The sequence below is a fragment of the Streptomyces sp. NPDC044571 genome (assembly GCF_040647115.1).
In the GTDB taxonomy this organism is placed as follows: domain Bacteria; phylum Actinomycetota; class Actinomycetes; order Streptomycetales; family Streptomycetaceae; genus Streptomyces.
In genome coordinates this window covers 20922-39340 of record NZ_JBEZBN010000015.1, presented here as the reverse complement: position 1 = coordinate 39340, position 18419 = coordinate 20922, and the positions used below count along the sequence as shown (strand labels likewise).

General features: G+C 72.7%; 11 protein-coding genes. 6 read left to right on the top strand and 5 right to left on the bottom strand.

All coding sequences use genetic code 11. The features are described 5' to 3' along the window. Positions 1–102 precede the first annotated feature (102 nt). The 4 genes from AB0B01_RS10595 to narI are packed head-to-tail and all read left to right on the top strand — an operon-like array spanning position 103 to position 6780. On the top strand, positions 103–3777 hold the full coding sequence (locus tag AB0B01_RS10595) for a nitrate reductase subunit alpha (protein ID WP_361715469.1): 3675 nt from the start codon (positions 103–105) through the stop codon (positions 3775–3777). Then, positions 3777–5420, top strand: coding sequence for a nitrate reductase subunit beta (gene narH, locus AB0B01_RS10590; protein ID WP_361715466.1), 1644 nt, complete (start codon positions 3777–3779; stop codon positions 5418–5420). The genes AB0B01_RS10595 and narH overlap by 1 nt, the downstream gene beginning before the upstream one ends. Next, positions 5417–6046 (top strand): nitrate reductase molybdenum cofactor assembly chaperone, encoded by a 630-nt coding sequence (gene narJ / locus AB0B01_RS10585; RefSeq protein WP_361715463.1) that lies wholly within the window; start codon positions 5417–5419, stop codon positions 6044–6046. The genes narH and narJ overlap by 4 nt, the downstream gene beginning before the upstream one ends. Further along, the gene (gene narI / locus AB0B01_RS10580; RefSeq protein WP_361715460.1) at positions 6043–6780 is read left to right on the top strand and encodes a respiratory nitrate reductase subunit gamma; all 738 of its coding nucleotides are present in this window, start codon (positions 6043–6045) and stop codon (positions 6778–6780) included. Before narJ ends, narI begins: the two co-directional genes overlap by 4 nt. On the opposite strand, the gene AB0B01_RS10575 is transcribed toward narI, so the two are convergent. From AB0B01_RS10575 to AB0B01_RS10565, 3 genes are read right to left on the bottom strand one after another with little or no spacing between them, the layout of a single operon-like run. Further along, a complete protein-coding gene (locus tag AB0B01_RS10575; RefSeq protein WP_361715457.1) occupies positions 6702–8894 on the bottom strand; it encodes a xanthine dehydrogenase family protein molybdopterin-binding subunit in 2193 nt (730 codons plus the stop codon). The genes narI and AB0B01_RS10575 overlap by 79 nt on opposite strands. Next, a complete protein-coding gene (locus AB0B01_RS10570) occupies positions 8891–9883 on the bottom strand; it encodes a xanthine dehydrogenase family protein subunit M (RefSeq protein ID WP_361715454.1) in 993 nt (330 codons plus the stop codon). The genes AB0B01_RS10575 and AB0B01_RS10570 overlap by 4 nt, the downstream gene beginning before the upstream one ends. Further along, a complete protein-coding gene (locus tag AB0B01_RS10565) occupies positions 9880–10479 on the bottom strand; it encodes a 2Fe-2S iron-sulfur cluster-binding protein (RefSeq protein ID WP_361715451.1) in 600 nt (199 codons plus the stop codon). The genes AB0B01_RS10570 and AB0B01_RS10565 overlap by 4 nt, the downstream gene beginning before the upstream one ends. 284 nt (positions 10480–10763) lie before the next feature. Between AB0B01_RS10565 and AB0B01_RS10560 the strand changes: the two genes are divergently transcribed. Continuing rightward, complete coding sequence (locus AB0B01_RS10560; protein ID WP_361715448.1) at positions 10764–11345, top strand: TetR/AcrR family transcriptional regulator; 582 nt, start codon at positions 10764–10766, stop codon at positions 11343–11345. 133 nt (positions 11346–11478) lie between these two features. Here AB0B01_RS10560 and AB0B01_RS10555 read toward each other — a convergent pair whose 3' ends face one another. Continuing rightward, the gene (locus AB0B01_RS10555; RefSeq protein ID WP_361715446.1) at positions 11479–13794 is read right to left on the bottom strand and encodes an immune inhibitor A domain-containing protein; all 2316 of its coding nucleotides are present in this window, start codon (positions 13792–13794) and stop codon (positions 11479–11481) included. Between the two features lie 224 nt (positions 13795–14018). On the opposite strand from AB0B01_RS10555, the gene AB0B01_RS10550 reads away from it, so the two are divergent. After that, complete coding sequence (locus AB0B01_RS10550) at positions 14019–15962, top strand: S41 family peptidase (protein ID WP_361715443.1); 1944 nt, start codon at positions 14019–14021, stop codon at positions 15960–15962. A 132-nt stretch (positions 15963–16094) separates the two neighbouring features. On the opposite strand, the gene AB0B01_RS10545 is transcribed toward AB0B01_RS10550, so the two are convergent. Then, positions 16095–18419, bottom strand: coding sequence for an FtsX-like permease family protein (locus AB0B01_RS10545; protein WP_361715440.1), 2325 nt, complete (start codon positions 18417–18419; stop codon positions 16095–16097).

The window sequence follows — 18419 nt, the reverse complement described above, 5'->3', positions numbered from 1 at the left end:
CACGCCACAAACGCCCGCCGGTGCAGCCTGGGCACGACCACCCACGGTCAGCCGGCGCCCGCATCGGGACGGCTGCGCCCGTCTCCCGGAAGGGGTCACCAGGTGAAGCGCGGCAGGGGCAGGGCCACGACAGAACGCGCGGCGGACGCCATCGCGGACCGGCTGCTGCAGGCCGGGCGCCTGCTCAGCCGAGCGCCCGGGACGGCGGACGGCCGGACGGTGTTCCGGGCCGACCAGGAGGTCAACGACACGCCGTACCGCGAGCGCTGGGCCCACGACAAGGTGGTGCGCTCCACGCACGGGGTGAACTGCACCGGCTCCTGCTCGTGGCAGGTGTACGTCAAGGACGGCCTCATCACCTGGGAGACGCAGGCCACCGACTACCCCTCCACCGGCCCGGACCGCCCCGAGTACGAGCCGCGCGGCTGTCCCCGCGGAGCCTCGTTCTCCTGGTACACGTACTCGCCCACGCGCGTGCGCTACCCGCACGCCCGAGGGGTGCTGGTGGAGATGTTCCGCGAGGCGAAGCAGCGCCTGGGCGGGGACCCCGTCGCCGCCTGGGCGGAGATCACCTCCGACCCGGACCGGCGGCGGCGGTACCAGGCGGCCCGCGGCAAGGGCGGCCTGGTCCGGATCGACTGGGAGGAGGCCCTGGAGATCGCGGCCGCCGCGCACGTGCACACCCTGCGCGAGCACGGCCCCGACCGGATCGCCGGGTTCTCCCCGATCCCGGCGATGTCGATGGCCTCGCAGGCCGTCGGGGCCCGCTTCCACGCGCTGATCGGCGCGCCCATGCTCTCGTTCTACGACTGGTACGCGGACCTGCCCGTCGCCTCGCCGCAGGTCTTCGGCGACCAGACCGACGTGCCGGAATCCGGGGACTGGTGGGACGCCGCCCACCTGATGCTGTGGGGGTCCAACGTCCCCGTCACCCGGACCCCCGACGCCCACTGGATGACCGAAGCGCGCTACCGCGGCCAGAAGGTCGTGGTCGTCTCCCCGGACTACGCGGACGCCACCAAGTTCGCGGACGAGTGGCTCCACCCGCATCCGGGAACCGACGGAGCCCTGGCCATGGCCATGGGGCACGTGATCCTCAAGGAGTGCTTCGTCGAACGGCAGGTGCCCTACTTCACCGACTACGTACAGAGGTTCACGGACCTGCCGTTCCTCGTCGAGCTGGAGGAGCGGGAGCCCGGTCGGTACGTCCCCGGGCGCTTCGTGACCGCCGCGGACCTGCGCCTCCCGCTGGACGCGCGGGACGAGGCGACGCGCCGCTGGATGCCGGTCCTGATGGACTCCGTCACCGGTGCACCGGTGGTGCCCAACGGGACGCTGGGGGACCGCTGGTCGAAGTACAGCGAGGGCCGCTGGAACCTGGACCTGGGCGACATCGATCCGCGCCTGAGCCTGTACGAGGGGGAGGGCGGCCCCAGCGCGACGGTCCTCCTGCCCCGCTTCGACGAGGCGGGGGCGACGCTCGCGCGCAGCGTCCCCGTGCAGAGCCTCGGCGGCCGCCTGGTGACGACCGTCTTCGACCTGATGCTCGCCCAGTACGGGGTGGGCCGCAACGGCCTCGACGGACAGTGGCCGGCAGCGTACGAGGACGCCTCCGTCCCGTGCACCCCGGCCTGGCAGGAGCAGATCACGTCCGTGCCCGCCGCCGCGGCGGTCCGTGCGGCACGCGAGTTCGCGCGGACCGCCGAGCAGACCCGCGGCCGCTGCATGATCGTGATGGGTGCGGGCACGAACCACTGGTTCCATTCGGACACGATCTACCGCTCCTTCCTGTCCCTGCTGCTGCTCACCGGCTGCCAGGGGGTCAACGGGGGAGGCTGGGCCCACTACGTCGGCCAGGAGAAGGTCCGGCCGTTCGCGGGCTGGCAGCAACTGGCCACCGCATCCGACTGGGTGCGGCCCTCCCGGCAGATGGCCGGCACCCCGTACTGGTACCTGCACACCGACCAGTGGCGCTACGAGGGGTTCACCGCCGACACGCTGACCGCCCCGACGGCACGCGGCACGTTCGCCGGCGCGCACACCGCGGACCTGGTGGCGCGGTCGGTACGGCAGGGCTGGATGCCGTCCTACCCCACCTTCTCCGCCAATCCGCTGGAACTCGGCCGCGTGGTACGCGAGTCGGGCGCGGAACCGGCGCAGTGGGTGGAGCAGCAGCGCGACGCCGGCGCCCTCCCGTTCGCCTGCGAGGACCCCGACGACCCCGCGAACTGGCCCCGGGTGCTGACCGTGTGGCGGGCCAACCTCATCGGCTCCTCGGCCAAGGGCAACGAGTACTTCCTACGGCACCTGCTGGGTGCGGACGACAACGCCTCGGCCCCCGAGGCCCCCGCGGAGCACCGGCCGCGGGACGTGGCCTGGCGGCAGGAGGCGCCGCGGGGGAAGCTGGACCTGCTGCTCACGCTCGACTTCCGCATGACCTCGACCACCCTGTTCGCCGACCTCGTCCTGCCGGCGGCCACGTGGTACGAGAAGCACGACCTCTCCAGCACGGACATGCACCCCTACGTGCACGCCTTCTCGCCCGCGATCAACCCGCCGTGGCAGGCACGCACCGACTTCGAGATCTTCCACGGCCTCGCCGCGAAGGTCGGCGAACTCGCCCGGGGCCGCCTGGAGGAGTCCTGGGACCTGGTCGCGACCGCCCTGCAGCACGACACCCCGGACGAGGCGCCGCCCGAGGGCCCCACCAGACCCCGGTACACGCTCGTCAAGCGGAACTACACGGCGCTCGCCGACCAGTTGGCGGCGTTCGGGCCGCTGCCCGACGAACAAGGCATGCAGGTACGCGGCATCACCGTGCACACCACCGCGGAGTCCCACTGGCTCGCCGAACGCTGCGGCACGGCCCGGGAGGGAACGGCCCGGGGGCGTCCGCTGCTCGACACCGACGTCAAGCTGTGCGAGGCGATCCTGGCCCTGTCGGGCACGACGAACGGCCGGATCGCCGCCGAAGGCTTCCGACACCTGGCCGTACGCTGCGGAGCGGCGAGCGGCCTGGCGGACCTGGCCGCCGCCGTGGCCGAGCGGCGCATCGTGTACTCCGACACCCAGGCCCGCCCGGTGCAGGTCGGCGCCAGCTTCGAATGGTCCGGCAAGGAGGGGGCGGACCGCCGCTACGCGCCCTTCACCATCAACACCGAGCACCGCAAGCCCTGGCACACCCTGACGGGCCGCCAGCACTTCTACCTCGACCACGAGTGGATCGCCGAGTACGGCGAGCAACTGCCTGTCTACCGGCCGCCGCTGGATCTCACGGCCCTGGGGGAGGAGCCGCGACAGGACGCGGGGGACGGCCGGCGGTCGGTGACCGTGAGGTACCTGACCCCCCACTCGAAGTGGTCCATCCACTCCGAGTACCAGGAGAACCTGCTGATGCAGACCCTGGCCCGGGGCGGCCCGGTCATCTGGCTCAGCGTCGAGGACGCCGCGGCCGTCGGTGCCGCCGACAACGACTGGATCGAGGCGGTCAACGCCAACGGAGTGGTCGTCGCCCGCGCCGTCGTCTCCCACCGCATGCCGCCCGGCACGGTCTTCATGTACCACGTGCAGGAACGCCTGGTGAACGTGCCCCTTTCCGAGACCACGGGACGGCGCGGCGGCGTGCACAACGCCCTGACCCGCCTGCTGATCAAGCCGACCCATCTGATCGGCGGCCACGCCCAGCTCTGCTTCGCCCCCAACTACTACGGCCCCACCGGCAACCAGCGCGACGCCGTCACCGTCATCCGGCGCCGCTCCCAGGAGGTCACGTACTGATGCCCCGAAGCGAAGCGCCCATCGGACGGGTGATGGCACAGGTGGCGATGGTGATGAACCTCGACAAGTGCATCGGCTGCCACACCTGCTCCGTCACCTGCAAGCAGACCTGGACCAACCGGTCGGGCAGTGAATACATGTGGTTCAACAACGTCGAGACCCGCCCCGGGCAGGGGTACCCCCGCTCCTACGAGGACCAGGAGAAGTGGCAGGGCGGCTGGCAGCTCAAGCGGGGCCGCCTGGTGCCGCGCAGCGGCGGCCGGGCCCGCCGCCTCGCCACCCTCTTCGCCAACCCCCACCTGCCCTCCCTGGCCGACTACTACGAGCCGTGGACGTACGACTACGAGAACCTGGTCAACGCGCCGCTCGGCGACGACGTGCCCACGGCCGCTCCCCGCTCCCTGATCGACGGGCGTCCCACCGCGGTGACGTGGGGCCCCAACTGGGACGACGACCTGGGCGGCGGCCCCGAGCACCTGGCCGGCGACCCCGTGCTGCAGAAGATGAACGAGCGGGTCCGCCTGGAGTACGAGCAGGCGTTCATGTTCCACCTGCCGCGGATCTGCGAGCACTGCCTCAACCCCTCCTGCGTGGCCGTGTGCCCGTCCGGGGCGCTGTACAAGCGGATCGAGGACGGCATCGTCCTCGTCGACCAGGACCGCTGCCGGGGCTGGCGCATGTGCGTGTCCGGGTGCCCGTACAAGAAGGTCTACTTCAACCACCGCACGGGCAAGGCCGAGAAGTGCACCCTGTGCTACCCGCGCATCGAGGCCGGACAGCCCACCGTGTGCTCGGAGACCTGCGTCGGCCGCCTGCGCTACCTCGGGGTCCTCCTCTACGACGCCGACAAGGTCGGTGAGGCCGCTGCCACGCCGGACGAGAAGGACCTGTACGAGGCGCAGCTCGACTGCTTCCTCGACCCCCACGACGCCGGCGTGCAGCGCGCCGCCGAACAGGCCGGCATTCCGCACGACTGGATCACCGCCGCCCGCCGCTCACCCGTACGTGCGCTCATCAGCGAGTACCGGGTGGCGCTGCCGCTGCACCCGGAGTACCGCACCCTGCCGATGGTCTGGTACATCCCTCCGCTGTCCCCCGTCGTGGACTCCCTGACGGCCACCGGGCACGACGGTGAGGACCCGGCGACGCTGTTCGCCGCCATCGACTCGATGCGGATCCCCGTCGGCTACCTGGCCGAGCTGTTCACCGCGGGCGACACCGCCCCGGTGGAGGCGGCGCTGTGCCGCCTGGCCGCCATGCGGGCGCACATGCGGCGGATCAACCTCGGCGAGGAGCAGGACCCCGCCATCGCCGGATCGGTCGGCATGGACGCCGAGGGCATCGAGGCCATGTACCGGCTGCTGGCCGTGGCCAAGTACGAGGACCGCTACGTCATCCCCACCGGGTTCACCGTCCGCGACTCCGAGCACGCGGACGCCGGCGCCGGGTGCAGCCTCGACGGCGAGGGCGGCCCGGGGATGTACACGGCCGACACCTTCCACGCCGCGCTCGCCGGTCTCGAAGCCGCTCCGGGGCCCGGGGCCGGCGGACCGGCCGGATCGCCCGGTGGCCGCGTCAACCTCCTCAACTGGAACGGCCAGGGCAGCCCCACCGGGCTCTTCCCCCGCCGGGAGCAGCCGTGAGCCACACCGCCGCCCTCCACCAGGCCGCCTCACTGCTCCTCTCGCATCCCGACGGGGACTGGCCGCAGCGCCTCGACCTCGTGCGCAGCGGCCTGGGCGAGCTCGGCGGTGCGGAGGCCGCGCTGCTCCTGCGCTTCTGTGCCGCGGTCGCCGACGTGCCGCAACTGGAGCTGTCGGCGCGCTACGTGACCACCTTCGACCGCAGCCGGCGCCGCACCCTGCACCTGACCTACTGGACGGACGGCGACACCCGCCGCCGCGGCGAGGCCCTGCTGCGCTGGAAGCAGCTCTACCGGCGCCACGGCTGGCAGCCACCCGCGGACGAACTGCCCGACTTCCTGCCGCTCGCCCTGGAGTTCGCCGCCCGGTGCCCCGGAGCGGGCCGTCCAGCGCTCCAGGACCACCGCGCCGCCCTGGAACTGCTGCGCATGGCACTCGTCGACCACGAGAGCCCGTACGCCGACGTCCTGGAAGCGGTGTGCCGCACCCTGCCCGGCGCTTCACCGGCCGACCGCGCGGCCGCCCTGCATCTGGCGCGCAGCGGCCCGCCTACGGAAACCGTGGGCCTGCTGCCCTTCCCCACCCTGCGCCCGGACGCAGCCACGGTCGAGGAGACCCGACGATGAACCACGTACACATCGCCCTGTGGGGCGTGCTGCCCTATCTCGTGGCCGTCGTACTCGTCGCGGGCAGCGCCTGGCGCTACCACTACGACCGCTTCGGTTTCACCTCCCGCTCCAGCCAGCTGCACGAGCACCGGCTGCTGAGCATCGGCGGCCCGCTCTTCCACTACGGACTGCTGTTCGTGGCGGCAGGGCACGTCGTGGGACTCCTGGTGCCCGAATCGCTGACGGAGCGCCTGCACATCCGCGAACCGGTCTACCACCTCAACGCCCTCTTCGTCGGCGGAGCGGCCGGCCTGGCCACCCTCACCGGTCTGGTGGTCCTGGTGTACCGGCGCCTGCGGGTGCCCGCCGTACGGGTCGGGACCAGCAGGAGCGACCGCGCCGTCTACCCCCTCCTGGTCGCCGTCCTGTTGGCCGGCCTCACGGCCACCGCCACCACCCTCGTCCCGCATCCGTACGACTACCGCCTCGGCGTCTCCGTCTGGTTCCGCTCGGTGCTCGCCCTGGATCCCGACGTCCCCGCGATGGCCCAGGCCCCCCTGCCGTACCAGGTCCACGCGTTCCTCGCCATGTCCCTGTTCGCCCTGTGGCCCTTCAGCCGGCTCGTCCACGCCTTCACGGCGCCGCTCGGCTACGTCGCCCGCCCGTACATCGTCTACCGCTCCCGCTCGGTCCACTCCGGCAGCGCCGCGGACCGGGGCGACGGCCGCCCGTCCCACGGCTCCGGTGCGTGAGGGCCGGCGAGGATGACGCGGTCCGGGCGGATGGGCAGGCTCCGGTGGCGTACGCCCGTCGCGTGCCAGACCGCATTGGCGACGGCCGCCGCGGCGCCCACGATGCCGATCTCGCCGATGCCCTTGATCCCGACCGGGTCGTCCGGATCCGCGTCGTCGATCCAGTCCGCCTCGATGTGCGGTACGTCGGCGTGCGTGGCGACGTGGTAGCCCGCGAGGTCGGCGCCGTAGTGGCCGCCCGAGGTCCGGTCCCGGACGGCCTCTTCGTGCAGGGCCATGGAGATGCCCCAGGTCATCCCGCCGACGAACTGGTTGCGGGCGGTGAGCGGGTTGACGATCCGGCCTGCCGCGAAGATGCCGAGCATGCGCCGTACGCGCACCTCGCCGGTGGCGGTGTCCACGGCGACCTCGGCGAACTGCGCTCCGAAGGAGTGCCGCTCCTTGGCGGCCAGGGCGCCGACCGCCTCGGTGGTGTCCGACCGCACCGTGATCCCCTCCGCGGGGATGCCGGCGCCGGGGACGAGCCGCTCGCGCAGTTCCCGGGCCGCGGCGGTGACCGCCCACGCCCAGGAGCGGGTGCCCATCGAGCCTCCGGCGATCATCGCCGGCCCGAAGTCGCTGTCCCCGATCCGCACCCGGATGCGGTCCGGCCCGACCTCCAGTGCGTCGGCGGCCACCAGTGCGAGCGCGGTCCGTGCCCCGGTTCCGATGTCCGACGCGGCGATCCGCACGCTGAAGGTGCCGTTCGCCTCCGCCGTCACGGCTGCGGTGGACGGCGCGGCCCCCACCGGGAAGGAGGCCGCCGCCATGCCGGTCCCGAGCAGCCGGCTGCCTTCCCGGCGCAGGCCGGGCCGCGGGTCCCGGTCCGCCCAGCCGAACCTGCGGGCACCCTCCCGGAAACAGGCGAGCAGGTTGCGGCCGCTGAACGGCAGGCCGGAGACGGGACCGCGCTCGGGCTCGTTGCGCACGCGCAGCTCGATCGGGTCGAGCCCGCACTTCTCGGCGAGTTCGTCGAGCGCGGACTCCAGAGCGAACGACCCGGGTGCCTCGCCGGGTGCGCGCATCCACGTCGGTGTCGGCACGTCGAGGCGTACGACCCGGTTGGCCGTGTGGTGGGCGTCGGCGTCGTACATCACCCGTGACGGCCCGGCGCTCGGCTCGATGAACTCGTGCACCGTGGAGGTGAGGCTCAGGGAACGGTGCTCCAGCGCGCGCAGGCGCCCGTCGGCGTCGGCGCCCAGCCTGAGCCGCTGCCTCGTGGGGCTGCGGTAGCCGGCCAGGGAGAACATCTGGCATCGTGTCATCACCACGCGCACCGGGCGCTGGAGGACGGTCGCGGCCATCACGGCCGCCACCTGGTGGGCGCGGACCCCCTTGCTCCCGAACCCGCCGCCGACGTGTTCGGACCGGACCCGGACCGAGGACGGGTCGAGCGAGAAGAGCTGCGCGAGCTCGGCCGCGACCCAGGTGGCGCCCTGGTTGGAGTCGACGACTTCGAGCCGGCCGCCCTCCCAGCGGGCGGTGGCCGCGTGCGGCTCCATCGGGTGGTGGTGCTCTTCCGGGGTGGAGTACTCCGCGTCCACGACGAAGGCCGACGCCGCGAGTGCGGAATCCAGGTCCCCCTTCGCGGTCACGGCCGGCATGTGGGAGTCCACGGGATACGCATCCGGGTCCTCGCCGGTGAACGCGACGTCGTGCGGTTCCTCCTCGTAGTGCACGACGAGCGCCTCGGCGGCCTCCCTGGCCTGCTCCGAGGTCTCGGCGACCACCAGCGCCACCGGCCATCCCCGGTGCGGCACCCGGTCGTGCTGGAAGACGGCGCAGGTCGGGTCCGGTGCACTTCCCATGAGGCCGACGTAGTCCGTGTCGACCCGCGGGGCGTTTCCGTGGTGGAGAACGGTGAGCACTCCCGGCATCGCGAGGACCCCGGCGGTCTCCACCGAGCGGATGCGGCCACGTGTGACGGTGGACAACGCCAGCCAGCCGTGGGCGAGTTCGGCGAAGGGAATCTCTCCCGCGAAGCGGGCCGCTCCGGTGACCTTCTCGTGGCCTTCCACCCTGGTGTGCGCAGTACCGACGGCGTTCTCCGCCTTCGTGGTCGTGGCGCTGGTCATCGGGCGGCCTCCTCGGCGAGTTCGGTGAGCACCGCCACCACCAGGTTGCGCATCAGGGGCACCTTGTACCCGTTGTGCGGCAGCGGCTCGGCGGCCGCCAGCTCCGCGTCCGCCGCGGCGGCGAACGCCTTGCCGTCGGCCTGCGCCCCGCGCAGAGCCCGTTCGGCCGCCCGGGCCCGCCACGGCCGGGACGCAACCGCCCCGAAGGCCAGGCGCACCTCCTGCACCGCGCCGTCCCGGACGTCGAGCGCGGCGGCGACCGAGCCGATCGCGAAGGCGTACGAGGCGCGCTCGCGCACCTTCCGGTAGCGGGAGCGCGCGGCGACGGGGGCGGGCGGCAGGGTGACGCCGGTGATCAGCGCTCCCGGCGGCAGGGCGGTCTCCAGGTGCGGTGTGTTTCCCACGGGCCGGTAGACCTCGGTGAGCGGCAACGCGCCGGGCCCGTCCGTCGTTGCGTACGCCACGACCGCGTCGAAGGCGGCCAGCGCCACGGCCATGTCCGAGGGATGGACCGCCACGCAGTGGGCGGTGGCGCCGAGGATCGCGTGATGGCGGTGTTCCCCCTCGACGGCGGGACAACCGCTGCCGGGGACACGTTTGTTGCACGGTGCGCTCACGTCCGCGAAGTAGCCGCAGCGGGTGCGCTGGAGCAGGTTTCCGCCCACCGTGGCCATGTTGCGCAGCTGCCCGGAGGCCCCGGCCAACACCGCCTGGGCCAATGCCGGGTAGCGGCGGCGGACTTCGGGGTGTGCGGCGAGCTCGCTGTTGGTGACGGTCGCGCCGATGAGCAGGCCCCCGTCCGGTGTCGACTCGATCCGGTCCAGGGGCAGGGCGCGTACGTCGACGAGGTGGGCGGGGCGTTCGGCGCCGGTCTTCATCAGGTCGACGAGGTTGGTGCCGCCCGCGAGGAAGCGGGCTTCGCGACCCCCGTGGAGCAGCGCGAGGGCGCTGGAGACGTCGGTCGCGCGCTGGTAGCCGAACTCCTTCATGCAGTCACCCCCTCGGCTTCCGCCGCCTCGGTGGGCTGGGCGGTGCGCGCCGCGTCCGCCCGGATCCCGGCCGCGCGGGCGACCGCCTGCACGATCGACACGTAGGCGCCGCAGCGGCACAGGTTCCCGCTCATCCGCTCCCGGATTTCGTCGGCCGTCAGCGGGGGCGGCCCGGCTTCGGGCCGTAAGTCGTCGGTGACGGCGCTCGGCCATCCCGCCGCGTGCTCCTCGATCATCGCGACCGCCGAACAGATCTGCCCCGGCGTGCAGTAGCCGCACTGGTAGCCGTCGAGGTCGAGGAACGCCTCTTGGACCGGGTGCAGTTGCTCGCCCTCGGCGAGGCCTTCGATCGTGGTGATCTCACGCCCCTCCGCGGCGACCGCGAGCTGCAGGCAGGCCACGGCGCGGCGGCCGTCGAGCAGGACGGTGCAGGCCCCGCACTGCCCCTGGTCGCATCCCTTCTTGGTGCCGGTCAGATCGAGGCGCTCGCGCAGGGCGTCGAGCAGGGTGGTGCGGTGGTCGACGGAGAGCGTGTGCGGGTCGCCGTTGATGTGCAAGGTGATGGCGCTGTACGTCGACGAGGGAGCTGGGGGCATGAGCAGCCTTCTTTCGCATATCCGGAGGACGTCGGGTGGACGGACCGGCAGGCAGCCGAACGAGAAGACGTATCGGGATGAAGGGGTGGCGCTGTGCGTGCGGCTGTAGGTTCGGAGGGACCGCGCAAAGCGGAGGGCACAAGACCGGTGCCGAGGAGCACCGGTCGGCCGCATCCGCCGCTATCGTGAGCACAAGCGGACAGCTGTCCGTTCACGGGGAAGCGTAGTGGACAGCTGTCCGGTCAACAAGGGCGGGATCGGGGCACGCACCGCCAGGAGGACGAGTGCAGCAGAAGAAGGACGCGGCCCTGCGGTCGGACGCGCAGCGCAACCGCGAGCGCATCCTGGCCGTGGCGGTGGCCGAACTGACGCGTTGTCCGGATGCCCCGCTGAGCGCGATCGCCAAGAAGGCCGGCGTCGGTCAGGGCACGTTCTACCGCAATTTCCCCAACCGCGAGGCACTCGTCCTGGAGGTCTACCGCCACGAGATGCAGCAGGTCGCCGACACCGCGGCCAAGCTGCTCACGACGCGGGAACCGGCGCGGGCCCTGCGCGAGTGGATGGACCGCCTCGCCGGGTTCGCGATGACCAAGGCCGGGCTCGCGGATGCGATCCGCCTGGCCACCGCAGGGCCCGGCGGGCCCTCGAAACCGGGACACGCCCCGGTGTCCTCCGCGGCCGACCTCCTGCTCCGCGCCAACGAGCAGGCCGGCACCATCCGCCCCGGGGTGAGCCCGGACGACTTCCTCCTCGCCATCGCCGGCCTCTGGCAGATCGACCCCCGCTCGGACTGGCAGCCGCGCGCCGAACGGCTGCTGGACCTCGTCATGGCGGGGCTGACCGCGGGAGCCCCCGGGACTCCCTGAGGGTCACGGTGCGCGGCGCGACCGGCGCGACCCGCACCGCCGCATACGTCCGACACGCCCCGTGGAACCGCCTCGGACCGCCCTCCCCGCGAACGGGGAGGGCGGTCCGCTCAGCGGTGCCGGGGTGCAGGGATCACGGGGACGGGCTCAGCTGAACCGTGGTCAGTGCGCCGCCCGCCGCCTCCTTGACCACCGCGACACGGGTCCCGGTGTCCGGCACCTTGACCCCGACCTGCGGGAGATCCGCGTTCCAGTACGAGCCCCGGTGGTCGTCGAAGACGGAGACCCCCGGGCGCGACGGGATCACCGTCGGCGTGCCCGCCTTGTGCAGCACGATCCGGTCGCTCGCCCGCAGCGAGAACGGCGCGTCGAAGGTCTGCGCCCGGGCATTGAGCAGGGAGCCGTCCGCATTCCGCAGCGGATCCGGCCGGGCGTCGATCGGCAGCAGCAGGCCGCCGCCCGGGTGGGCCTTGGTGGTGTTGTCGCTGTAGGCCGTGTCCCACAGCCAGATCAGCACGCCCTGCTGGTACGGGTAGAACTCCACCTGGTCGCCGGTGAAGCCGAAGTTGTACGGGCCCGTCTTGAGCTGGGCGCCGTAGCCGGTGTAGCGCCGGTTCTCGACCAGGTAGGCGCGGGGGTGTTGCTCGCTGCCCGTGCGGCCCTCCGTACGCGACCACTTGACCGCGCTCCAGCCGTTCGCCCCCTGCTCCGCCCCGTCGCGCAGCAGCTCGCGCCCGTCCGCAGTGATCCGGATGTCGTCGAAGGTGACGCCCTTGCCATGGGTGTTGCCGTCGGAGGTGACGCGAAGCCGCAGCTGGAAGCTCCGCCCGGCGAACGTGTCGAGAGGGACGCCGAGTTCCGTCCAGCCGGCCGAGGTCCCGGACACGCCCTTCGCCGGAACGGCGCTGCCGCCGACGGTACCGGGGAGCGCCGCCCACGTGGTGCCGCCGTCCGTGGAGGCCTCCACCGTCAGGAAGTCGAAGTCCTGCTCGATGTCGTACCAGACCCTGGCGTCCAGTCGGGCGGGCCCCGTCGATCCGGTGAGGTCGACCGTCCGCCCGAGGGTGTTGTCCATGAAGTCCCCGGTGCCGCTCCACCACTGGCTGGCGCCCTCGTACGGGTCGGTCAGCTCGGTCCGGGTCTGCGAGGGCGGCAGGTGCACCAGCAGCGCCTGCGGATCCTCGGTGTTGTAGCCCGAGACCCCCAGTACCGCGCGGGTCTTGCGGCCCGCGTCGGCCTCCGTGTACTCCAGCCAGCCGAGCTGGAGCTTGCTCCAGGGGTCGAGGTCGCCGGGCCATGCGCCGGTGGTGTTGCGGCCCTTGCCGAGGTACGAGCCCGAGGACATCAGCGACCAGAAGTTGACGCTGTTGTCCCCGTCCGAGCTGTACAGGTCCGGGAGCCCCAGGTCATGGCCGAACTCGTGGGCGAACAGGCCCGCCCCGCTGTTCTCGCCGCCGGTCAGGTAGTCGCCGGCCCAGATGCCGGAGTCGCCGATCGGGGTGCCGCCCGCCTTGTTTCCCTCGGGGCCCGCACTGCCGGCCTGGTTCCAGTACGCGAACCAGCGGTGCGCCCAGACGGCGTCCTTGCCCTGGGCGCCGCCGCCCCAGGTCTGGTCCTTGCCGGCGTGCACGACGACGAGGTGGTCGAGGTAGCCGTCCGGCTCGTCGAAGTTCCCGTCGTGGTCCGCGTCGTAGCGGTCCCACACGTCGTACTCGGCGAGCTGGGCCTTGATCTGCTCGGGCGTACGGCCCTTCGCGCGCTCGGCCCCGTACCAGGAGGCGGTGGCGTCCCGGATCAGGTCCCAGTTGGTGCGGCACTGGCCGGGCTCGGAGCAGTTGTCGGTGCCGTAACGGGCCTCGTTCCAGGGGAGCTTGACCCAGTCGGACACCGTGCCGTCCATGTCGTAGCGGCCGGAGGACTGGAGCCGGTAGTAGGCCCGCATGGACGCCGACTCGGGATCGGTGGAGAAGAACTGCCGCTCGTAGAAGGACCGGTCGAAGTCCTTGCGCCACAGCGTGTGGTTGTCGCTCGCGGCCGGCTTGCCGATGGTGTTGTGGCGGGGACCGGGGGTACCGCCGAAGCGGGGCTTGCCCTCGAACTCCGTGGTGTTGTCCACCTGGTCGCCGAACTCGGCGAGGATCACGAAGACCTTGTCCTTGCGCTCCTGGGCGAGTTCGACGTACCGCTTTCCGACCTTGGCCCGGCGCGGGAGCGTGCCGTCGGCCTCCGCCTTGAGGGCGGCGGCCGGGCCGCCGCCGGCCACGCTTTCGAGAGCCTGGCGGCGCAGGGCCTGGCGCTGGAGTTCCAGGGGCGCGGGCGGCGGTGCGGCGGCCTGCTCGGACGGCTGCTGTGCACCCGGAGGAGGGGGTGGGGGCGCGGTGGCGGCGAGCGCGGGGGTGGTGAGGAGGGCGAGGGATATCGCCGCTCCCACCACAGCGAGTCTGCGCAACGTGGCGTACCTTCCGGTGAGTTGGGACGGGGGAGTGGAGTGGAGCGCAGGTAATATTTCACATGTCACAGGTGATGGATAGGGTCTTCGCAGGGGAGGGGCCCGGGTGCATGCGGGGCGCGCCCGTTCGGGGGAAGAACCCGTGCGCGACTCATTGCGGCCAGTGAGCCGCCCGATAACTGACGGCGACAGCCCCGAGATCCGCCCCACCCTCAGGAGTCGCGATGAACGACCCAGCCGACCGGAGCATCCCGGACTTCGTCCCGAAGGCGGCCGAACCGGTGCGCGAGCATCTGGCGGCCTCCACCGACCTGGCCACCTTCCTGCGCGGAGCCGGCGCGCTGACACTGGACGAGCGCCGGCTCATCGCCGCCCAGGCGCTGGTCCTGCTGGAGCAGAACTACGTCCACCTGCCGCTCAAGTCCGCGATGCACGCCGTCAACCCGATCCAGCGGCTGAGGCTGCTGATCCACCGGCTGGAGCGGCAGACACCCCAGACCATGCCGCCGGAGTGGATGTTCCACTCCGAGATGTCGGAGGTCTTCCACTCCGTCAGGGACCTGCACACCAACTACCTGCTCCCGCTGCCCTTTGCCGGCAAGATCGCCTTCCTGCCCTTCCTCGTCGAGCGGTACACCGACCAGCAGGGCGCCCACTTCATGGTCACGCACGTGGCCGAGGGCTTCTCCGCCCCGGGATTCGGGCCGGGCACCGAGATCACCCACTGGAGCGGCATCCCCATCGCCGACGCCGTCGACCTGAACGCCGCCCGGTTCGCCGGCAGCAACCCCGAGGCCCGCCGCAGTCGCGGCGTGCAGTCGCTGACCCTGCGACCGCTGCGCATCCACCTCCCCCCGTTCGAGGAGTGGGTGACGGTGAGCTACCTCGACTCGGCCGGGACCAAGCGCGAGTTCCGCGAGAGCTGGAGGATCGTCGACAACCTGCCCGCCTTCGTCGACACCGGCTCGGTGAGCACCGTGGCGGCGGCCCAGGGGCTGGACCTCGAAGCCGACGAGATCAGCCGCGCCAAGGTGCTGCTGTTCGCCCCTCGGGTCGTCGCCCAGACGAGGGCGGTCGAGGCCGGCGAGCCCGCCCCGGAACTGCGCGCCGGGGAGATCGCCACCACGATGCCCAAGGTCTTCCGCGCCCGGGCGGTCGAGATCTCCGGCCGGACCTTCGGCCACTTGCGGATCTTCACCTTCAGCGTGGACGACCTCCAGGCCTATCTGGAGGAACTCCTGCGGCTGATCCGCAAGCTGCCGGACAGCGGCCTGATCCTCGACGTCCGGGACAACGGCGGCGGCCTGGTCCTGGCGGCCGAGCTGGCCCTGCAGCTCTTCACACCGGCCCACATCACCCCCGAGCCGGTGCAGTTCATCAACACGCCGCTGAACCTGCGCATCTGCAGGAAGCACCAGGACGACCCGCGGATCAACCTCGGTGCGTGGGTGCCGTCCATGGAGCAGGCCGTCGAGGTCGGGGCCGTGTACTCCGGTGCCTTCCCGCTCAGTCCCGAGGACGGAGCCAACTCGATCGGCCAGCAGTACTTCGGTCCGGTCGTGCTCGTCACCAACGCCCGCTGCTACTCCGCCACCGACATCTTCTCCGCCGGCTTCCAGGACCACGCGATCGGCCCGGTCCTGGGCACCGACCAGTGCACGGGCGCCGGTGGCGCCAACGTGTGGACCCACGAGCTCCTCGCCGACCTCCTGGACGGCGATCCGGATTCGCCGTACGTACCGCTGCCGAAGAACGCCGGCATGCGCGTCGCGATCCGCCGGACCCTGCGCGTACGCGCCAACTCCGGCACCCCCGTCGAGGACCTCGGCGTCACGCCCGACGAACTCCACCACATGACGCGCGCGGACCTGCGCGAGGACAACGTCGACCTGCTGGAGCGGGCAGGCCGGATCCTGCAGAGCCTGACGCCGCACGCCGTGTCCATCACGGACACCGACACCACCGACGGCGCCCTGCGCCTGAAGGTGAAGGCCACCAACATCGACCGGCTGGACGTCTACGTCGACCAGCGGCCCCGCGCCTCGGTCGACCTCGCCGACGGCCAGGCCGACGTCACCGTGCCCGACGCGGCCAACGCGCATTCCGCGCGAGTGGAAGGCTTCGCGAGCGGCCGCCTCGTCGCCAGCCGGACCGAGCAGCTCCGCTAGGACTGCGGCCCGCCCGCGGCCACCGCGACGCACGGTGGCCGCGGGCAGCCCCCTGACGGGCGGGTCGGCGCTCCCGGCCGTCCTACCGCGCCCGCGCGCAGGCCGACGGGCGCTTCTGCGACAGGTGCCAGGTCAGAGGGTCTCGCTCAGCGAGTCCGCCAAGCGCCGCCGCGCGGCCCGTGTCGCCGGCAGTACCGCCGCCGCCACCGCACCCAGCACCGCCGCGACGATCACCGTCAACAGCACCGGCAGCGACGGCAGGTGGGCGATCCCCGCGCCGATCCCGCTCGAAGCGCCTTGGGCGTCCACCAGCCGGCTGCCGGACAGCGCACCCACCGCCGTCCCCAACACCGCTGAGGCCAGCGTGGTCAGTCCCGCGGCCGTCACGATCATGGCGCCGATCTGCCGGGGCGTCAGCCCGATCGCCTTCAGCGCGAGCAGGTCCCGGCCCCGGTCGCGTACGCCCGTGCCGATCAGCGTCAGCAGTTCGGTCAGCCCGATCAGTGCGAGTACCGCGATCAGGGCGGCGATCACTGCCCGAGCCGGTTCCAGCCGGTCGGCAGGATTGGGCGTCTCCCGGATCTCCAGCGTTCCACCCGCCACCCCCGCGAGCGCGGCGCCCACCGCCCGCGGGTCCGCGCCCTCGCGCAGCACCAGGGCCTGGAAGTCCGGCCGCAGCCGCGGATCGCGCTCCCGCAGCGCGTCCATGGTCGTGGTGATCACGCGGCCGCCGGAGTCGGGTTCGACGGTGCGGCCGACGAGATGCAGGATCTGCGGCCGTCCCTCGACGGTCATCCGCACCCAGTCGCCCACGCGGACCCCGAGGAGATCCAGCAGCCCCTGACCGGCCACGGCCTCGTCCGGACCGCCGACCCCGCGCCCTTCCACCACCGCGGAGGGATACGGGTTGCGGGCCGTACCCAGTCCACGGAGCGTGATGGTGCCGGTCTGCCCTGGCACGAGCGCCGCCATCTCCGCCCCCGGATGGACCGCTGCGATGTCCGGGACCGCCCGGAGGGTCTTCTCCAGCTCCGCGTCCGAGGGCCCCGCGGGCTGCTCGGCCCGCACGGTCAGCGCCGCCGGCAGACCCATCTGCGCGGGCCGGCTGCGGAACTGGTCCAGCGTCGACCAGCTGACGAGCGCGACCGTGATGAGCACCAGCGGCAGGGCGAGCCGCACCACGGGCACCAGCGTCCGGCCGCGCCGGGGGAACGCGGCCCGCCAACCCAGGACCAGCGCGGGGGGCACCCGGACCCCCAGCGCCCGCCTGCCGAGTGCGGTCATCGGAGCAGCGGACGGCAGCGCCGCCCGGGCCACCGGCACCGGCGGCACCCGCCCGGCCCGCCAGGCCGAGAGCCCGGTGGCGGCCGCGATCAGCAGCACCGCGCCGCAGGGAACACCGGCCATGAGCGCGGTGTGGCCCGGCAGGTCCTGCCACACCGCCGCCGCTTCGCCGATCCGCCCGGGGATCCGGGCGCCCAGCAGGGCGATCGCCGCCGTGCCGAGGGCCACGCCGAGGAGGGCGAAGGCCAGGTGCTGCACGAGGAAGCCGCGGGTCACCTGGCCGGGGGTGAAGCCGACGGCCTTGAGGACGGCGATGTCGCGCAGCTGGCCGCGGACGCGGGCGCCGATCGCCCCGGATGCGGCGAGCGCCGCCGCGAGCAGCGCGCCGAGCCCGAAGACGGCGAACATCTGCCCGAGGAGACGGTCGTCGCCGCCTGCCTCGGCCCGCGCCTGCTGCCACTTGGTGACCTGGGCCACCCGGTCGGCGCCGAGGACGGTCACGGCCCGCTGGACCATGAAATCGCTGTCGTCCGGATCCTTCAGGCGCAGCCCCACGCTCTGCCCGGTGTCCGCGTGGGCGATCTCGTCGAGGGTGGCCGGGAGCACCCAGCCGATGCCGGGTGCGCCGCCCGGTTGGTAGCGGGGCTCGGCCGCCTCGGCGATCCCCTCCACCCGCAGTGCGTGCGCGGCGCCGTCCGGTCCGGTGACCCGGACCGTGTCACCCGGCTCCGCCCACAGCGCCCGTGCGACCGAGCTTTCCAGTACGACGCTTCCGGCCCGGGCGCCGCCGTCCGGCGGGGACAGCCAGCTGCCCGCGGTGAGGAGCGGCCGCCCCGTCTCCGGGGGCACCGCCGCGGTCGCGCGCAGCGCCACCCCGGCCCGCGCGCCGCGGGACTCGACGGTCGTCGCCGCCGTGCGGTACGGCCCGGAGAGGGCGGTGACCCCGTCCAGGCGGGACAGGGCATCCAGGTCGGCCCCGGCGCGGGTGTGCAGCCAGATGTGCGCGCCCTGGGACTGGTTGAAGATCCGCTGCCAGGGGTTCGCCGCGTAGCTGAACAGCGCGCCGGCGAGCAGGAGCGAGGCGATGATCCCGGCGCTGGCCAGTACGACGAAGAGGGCTTCGCCGCGGTGTGCGCGGAAGTCGGCGTGCGCCCAGCGCAGCGTGGCCCGCAC

Excerpts from the sequence above, each read along its gene's own strand:
- narH (WP_361715466.1), top strand. The coding sequence starts at position 3,777 with ATGCCCCGAAGCGAAGCGCCCATCGGACGGGTGATGGCACAGGTGGCG.
- narI (WP_361715460.1), top strand. The coding sequence starts at position 6,043 with ATGAACCACGTACACATCGCCCTGTGGGGCGTGCTGCCCTATCTCGTG.
- AB0B01_RS10575 (WP_361715457.1), bottom strand. The coding sequence starts at position 8,894 with ATGACCAGCGCCACGACCACGAAGGCGGAGAACGCCGTCGGTACTGCG.
- AB0B01_RS10570 (WP_361715454.1), bottom strand. The coding sequence starts at position 9,883 with ATGAAGGAGTTCGGCTACCAGCGCGCGACCGACGTCTCCAGCGCCCTC.
- AB0B01_RS10565 (WP_361715451.1), bottom strand. The coding sequence starts at position 10,479 with ATGCCCCCAGCTCCCTCGTCGACGTACAGCGCCATCACCTTGCACATC.
- AB0B01_RS10550 (WP_361715443.1), top strand. The coding sequence starts at position 14,019 with ATGAACGACCCAGCCGACCGGAGCATCCCGGACTTCGTCCCGAAGGCG.